Raw genomic sequence first — 5,305 nt, 5'->3', positions numbered from 1 at the left:
TCTAGTCAACATTATGGTCATTTTTAAAACTATTTAGTGCTCTTTTGTTCACTGCTTAATATACCTAATTTAGTTAGGTTTGTCAATGGCCGTACAAAAAAAATTTTGACGGTCTTTACCCCCTGGTTCAACCTGTTATTTTTTTGTAAATTTTTGACGTCTGGGGATGAGCAAAAAGCTCAAAACCAGGTCACAAAAAGTGGGCTTTTTAAGGCAAAAACAGGGTTTTAAATTGTGAGCTTTTTGTGAGACGTTAATCGAAAACCCAGTATCTACGCGGGACAGGGCAGAGCAGCGGACTCATAACCCGCGGGTTCCGGGTTCAAGTCCCGGAGGTCCCACGAAAACGCCATCCTTCCAAGGTGGCGTTTTTTATATATATTGAATACATGCAGCCCCAAGCACTCAGACTTTCAGAGATTACGATTAGCAACCTTCGTTCCATCCAGCGGCAGACATTCCCGTTGAGCGGATTCACCGCCCTCATCGGCTACAACAACGCCGGAAAGACGAACATCCTGATGGGCATCCGCTGGCTCCTGTCCAAGTTTTCGCTCGACATTTCCTTCTTTGACGACCCGAACCAGCCCGTCGAAGTCGAAGGTGTTTTCGAAGGCATCACCGAAACCGTCCTCAACCGCCTGGGCGAAGAGAAGGCCGCCGAGATCAAGCCGTTCCTTTGCGCCGAAAGGCTCCGCATCAAGAAGATGCAGCGCGTCCCCGGCGAAAATCCCGAAAACGCCGAGATGTGGGTATTCACCCCGAGCAACCACCGGAACGAGAAGCGCAAGGAATGGACGCGCGCGACGGAAGAATTCCGTCACGCCTTCCGGCGCATGTTCCCCGAACCCATCGCCATCTGGGACTTCGAAGGCAACCGCGTATTCACCAAGCTCCTGCACGAAATCTTCAAGCCGCTCGAAAGGCGATTCGGCGGCGAGTTCAACGACATCCTCAGCCGTTTCAGCGAGATGCTGAGCCCCCACAGCGAGAACCAGGCCGCCGAAATCCAGAGCTTCGACCACGACGTGAACGAGATGCTCAAACCGCTGTTCCCGAGCGTTCGCGTGGAACTCGACATCCCCATCCCGACCCTCGAGACCTTCCTCAAGACGGCGACCCTCAAGGTCATCGACGAGGACGACGGGTTCGAACGCGACATCAACCGCATGGGCGCAGGCTCCCAGCGCGCCATCCAGATGGCCCTCGTGCGCTACCTCGCCGACATCAAGAAACACCACAACAACCATTACCTGAGCCGCACCATGCTGCTCATCGACTCGCCCGAGCTCTACCTGCACCCGCAGGCCGTGGAACTCACGCGCGTCGCGCTCAAGAACCTCTCGAACGAAGGCTACCAGATCATCTACGCGACGCATTCCGCGCAGATGGTGACAAGCGAAGACGTGAGCACCTCGCTCCTTATACGCAAGAACAAGGAGAAGGGAACGTTCATGCGGAAGCGGATGGAAGACGCCGTGCACCAGGTCATCCAGGATGCGCCGAGCCAGCTGCAGATGCTCTTCAGCCTTTCGAACAGCAACGAGCTCCTGTTCGCCGACTACGTGCTCCTGACCGAAGGCAAGACGGAATGGCGCGTGCTCCCGGCACTTTTCGAACGCATTACCGGCAAGAGCTTCGCTCTCATCAAGTGCGCCCTCGTGCGCCAGGGAGGCGTGAGCAACACGCGCAAGAGCATGCAGGTCCTCTCGGCGATGGACATGCCCGTGCGCGCCATCGTAGACCTCGACTACGCATTCACCACGGCGACCCGCGACGGCTTCCTCGATTCAAACGACCCCGATCTCAAGACCTGCCGCAACCTCTTCCGCGAGCTGGCGTTCCACCAGCACCTGCGCCTCGTGAACGGCGTCCCCGTAAACAAGCACAGCAACATATCGGCCGCGAAGGCGTATGCCATGATGGCCGCGATGCCCGAGGCGGAGAAGCCCATCAAGAGCATCCACATGAAGCTGCGCAACCAGGGAATCTGGGTGTGGACAAAAGGCGCCATCGAAGAACACCTCGGGCTCGAAGCCAAGAACGAGGCGACCTGGAGCGGGTTCATCGAACGCTGCAAGGGCCAGAACTTCGTCAAGAACCTCCCCGACTACGACGGGATCATGGCGCTCTGCCAGTGGATTATCGACGGGAGTCGGGATACCTAACTAGAAAATCCCGATGTAACTGCTTGTCGCCGTACTTGTCCTCGGCGCCTTCTTTCAAATCGCCGGCGGTATAGCCGCTCGACACGCGCTGCAGGCAAACCAGGCGGCTCGATTCGTCGTAGGTAAAATGGATGCGGAACGTGCGGTAGGCAAGCACTCCCGTTTTTGCATTTTCGTCAACGGTCAGGCGCCGGCGCGAACTGTCGAACACATCCTTCGAGAAGTTCCCGCGGGAAAGCTGCACGCGCGCAAAGCTTTCCAGGTCGAATTCGCTATGTTCTGCAATCCAGCGGTTCTGCGACGCGAAGGGTTCCGCGACCCGGACATTCCACAGGTCGCCTTCCTGTTCCTCGACCCAGCCCGCACGCGCATCCGGGAAGGCGTCCGCCATAGGGATATACGGCTTGATGTCGAGCACCGGGGTGCCGTTCAGCAGGTCAGCCTCGTCTACATACAAAGTAAGACCTTCGATTTTAAGCAGACGTACACAGCTAAGCCCGATAGGGTTCGGGCGGTAAGGGCTACGGCTGGCAAAGGTTCCCACGCGGTCCTTCCCCTTGGGCGGTACCGGCGGTCGCGTCGTCGGGCGCCAGCCCTCGTTCTCGTGGAACTGGAATATGACCCAGATGCGTTCGAACCCGTCCAGGTCGCGGAGCGCCATCTCGAAGTTCTGCCCCGCATTCAGCTCGATGCGGCCAGGATGCCCCGCGAACAGGCGCCCCTGCCGAGGGGCGTCGTACTTATAAACGGCATCGCCGTAGAATGTACCGATTGGGATGAACCGCATAGCAGAAAATATAGAAAGAGCCCCTGCTCAGCATCAGATTATCTTGGCATAGCCCAATGTCACCGTTGTTGAACACCCTGATGGGCTTGTTGCATACAAACTAACCGAGTTATCAAACCCCGCTTGCAATTATGGGGAAACTTACATGACCGCTATCAAAAGTCTTCCCTACTTCCCAGACTCCGATGAGTCATCTTTCGGCAGGCGACTTAAAACATAGGTTCGCACGGAATTCATAAGTTTTTCAGCCTTTTGCACATGCTTAGGCTTCATCAACCGGCACACAGAGTCTTCGTGGTCCCCGACCTGCATGTAGCGGGCCTTCCTGGAGAGATTCTGCAGCAACATGTAATCTTCGAACTTGTCTCTCGGGAACCTAAGGTCGGTAAAACTACCTTGCGGATGAAGGATACTCTTTATCTTTTCGTGCGAACAGAATCCAGACTTGATGGAAACGGACACAAAAGCATTCACATAATGAAGCGCGACATAAAAACTCGCGGTTACCCACCAGTCACAAAAGCGATCTTTGTCAATCGACTCCAAAAATTCTTCGTTATGGCGAGCCTTGGCAAGATAATCACTTCGATTCATTGTCGATTACCTTAACATAATGCGAAGGAACGGGCACGCAATCGGACTTCTCAACAACCGTCGCGGAAACAGAAAAACCGAGTTCTTCCATTTTCAGGTTCGCTACGGAATCCGCATAGAGCACGGAACGCATCGACGATTCGTCGTCGTCCTCAACCTCGGCCCATATATACAGTTTGCTCCGGGAAATGTCGACGGCGAGCTTCCTGAGCTTCACGTTTTTCTCCACTCGGAGGGCAAGCATGAATTCCTCGAACGCCTTGTTGGCACAAGCCACATTAGAAGCAACGCGGTTGCTGCGCATCATCGGTTCAAGATTTTTATTGATGGCAGCGCTCCACATCTGATATTCGTTCTCACTCATTCCCTTCACATTGTAAAGGAATTCAGTAACGTTCAGCTTCGAGACTAGGTCAGAAAAGAACTCATGAGCCTTCTGGTCGGCAACAGAACCCGATTCTGCAGTCTCCCCTTTAGCGACATTTTCTAAAACTTCTGCCATATTAAGCCCCTTTTGTCAACGCCAAATATACCAAAATTATAAAACAAAAACAACCAAACCCATTATACGTCCCTAAATATACATTCTAATTTTGTCACAAAGTGTCAAAACGGGTCTTTTTTTAAAAAAACACAAAAAAAAATATTTCGCGGGGGCGCGTCAGCGACCCTGCGGGCATCTTGCGCCCCGCATCCAGCAACTGCCCTACCTCAGCGGGTTCTTGTCGCTCTTGTACCACTTCATGAACTCGGCGATGCCGTCGATGAATCCCTTGTCGACCACAACCCACTAATTCGACAGCAGCATCAAATCAAAATACATCATGCGGGTATGCAGTTTTGCAACCGATTCGATTTTGCGGTACTCGCATTCTTGCTGTTCCGAAGAGAACATATACTTAAAGCCGTTTGCCTCGTAGAATGCAAGCGGGACCGGCTGGTTGTACGCATCAACCACCAGATACCGGCAGCCCGTCTTGTTATCAGGATCAAGATAGTACCAGATTCTAGAAAGGCCATTTCCCTTCGGCTTTCAGTTTGGCAATTCGTGCAGTGTTACGCACGTCGAAACCGCTCCATTCGGCGCGCTGCCGAGTGAAGTCGATGGAACCGCGGCTCCGTTCTGCCGCCTCCGCATTTTTTACGAAAGTCTCGGCAGCCACTCCCGTCAGAATCGGGATATTGCTAATTGGTAAAGCCATTGTCCACACCCACTAACAAAATATACATTCGTCAAGACAAAAGCCTTTTCAAGGCTAAATAACTTGGTACATGAAGATGCAGCCCTCGTCGTACTTTGGCTTAACATGACGCTGCACGAACTTTTCCTGATGTTCCGGAAGGCGGGAGAATCCCATCGTATGGTAATGCTCAATCAGCTTTTCTTCTGGCAGGGCGTAGATATACAGGGCGCTAACGCCGACATAGACCGACATCCTTTGCACAATCGGTAAAACAAACTTCTTGAATGTATAGAACCCCAACTTTTGCGCTTCGGGGTGCAAATCCTTGTAGAGTTTGTTGATGGCAAAATTTGCAAGCTCTATGGCAGGGACGGAATCGAAACTATCGTCCTGAACCTGAATGGTAATAAGCCCCGTCCTCAAAGAAAAATAAGCGACTAATTCCCCCGACAAGGCGTCCTTGACAAGGTAGGTTCGGCTACAATTGTTCTCTTCGTCTTCCACGGACTGGATCTTGAGATAATCCTCAAGACCGGCGGCATCGTTTGTCGATTAGGCAAGTCTTTTTCTGT

General features: G+C 52.9%; 7 protein-coding genes and 1 tRNA gene. 2 read left to right on the top strand and 6 right to left on the bottom strand.

Features of this window, described 5'->3' with window-relative positions; all coding sequences use genetic code 11:
* Positions 1-278 precede the first annotated feature (278 nt).
* Positions 279-341, top strand: a tRNA-Met gene (locus B4B27_RS09365).
* Between the two features lie 48 nt (positions 342-389).
* On the top strand, positions 390-2,168 hold the full coding sequence (locus B4B27_RS09360; protein ID WP_173366028.1) for an ATP-dependent nuclease: 1,779 nt from the start codon (positions 390-392) through the stop codon (positions 2,166-2,168).
* On the opposite strand, the gene tsaA is transcribed toward B4B27_RS09360, so the two are convergent.
* The 6 genes from tsaA to B4B27_RS09330 form a co-directional block, all read right to left on the bottom strand.
* Positions 2,143-2,955, bottom strand: a complete 813-nt coding sequence (gene tsaA, locus B4B27_RS09355; RefSeq protein WP_290725944.1) for a tRNA (N6-threonylcarbamoyladenosine(37)-N6)-methyltransferase TrmO — start codon at positions 2,953-2,955, stop codon at positions 2,143-2,145. The genes B4B27_RS09360 and tsaA overlap by 26 nt on opposite strands.
* Positions 2,956-3,123: 168 nt before the next feature.
* Positions 3,124-3,549 (bottom strand): hypothetical protein, encoded by a 426-nt coding sequence (locus tag B4B27_RS09350; protein ID WP_290725942.1) that lies wholly within the window; start codon positions 3,547-3,549, stop codon positions 3,124-3,126.
* Positions 3,536-4,051 (bottom strand): hypothetical protein, encoded by a 516-nt coding sequence (locus B4B27_RS09345; RefSeq protein WP_290725940.1) that lies wholly within the window; start codon positions 4,049-4,051, stop codon positions 3,536-3,538. Before B4B27_RS09345 ends, B4B27_RS09350 begins: the two co-directional genes overlap by 14 nt.
* Before the next feature lie 288 nt (positions 4,052-4,339).
* Positions 4,340-4,507, bottom strand: a complete 168-nt coding sequence (locus B4B27_RS09340; protein ID WP_290725938.1) for a hypothetical protein — start codon at positions 4,505-4,507, stop codon at positions 4,340-4,342.
* A 49-nt stretch (positions 4,508-4,556) separates the two neighbouring features.
* A complete protein-coding gene (locus B4B27_RS09335; RefSeq protein ID WP_290725936.1) occupies positions 4,557-4,751 on the bottom strand; it encodes a hypothetical protein in 195 nt (64 codons plus the stop codon).
* A gap of 54 nt (positions 4,752-4,805) precedes the next feature.
* Positions 4,806-5,156: a hypothetical protein gene (locus tag B4B27_RS09330; protein WP_290725934.1), complete on the bottom strand. Its 351-nt coding sequence runs from the start codon at positions 5,154-5,156 to the stop codon at positions 4,806-4,808.
* Between the last annotated feature and the right edge of the window lie 149 nt (positions 5,157-5,305).

It is taken from the genome of Fibrobacter sp. UBA2449 (assembly GCF_002342555.1).
Taxonomy (GTDB): domain Bacteria; phylum Fibrobacterota; class Fibrobacteria; order Fibrobacterales; family Fibrobacteraceae; genus Fibrobacter.
Note: the sequence above shows the minus strand (reverse complement) of the source record. Positions and strands in the feature narration are given on the sequence as shown.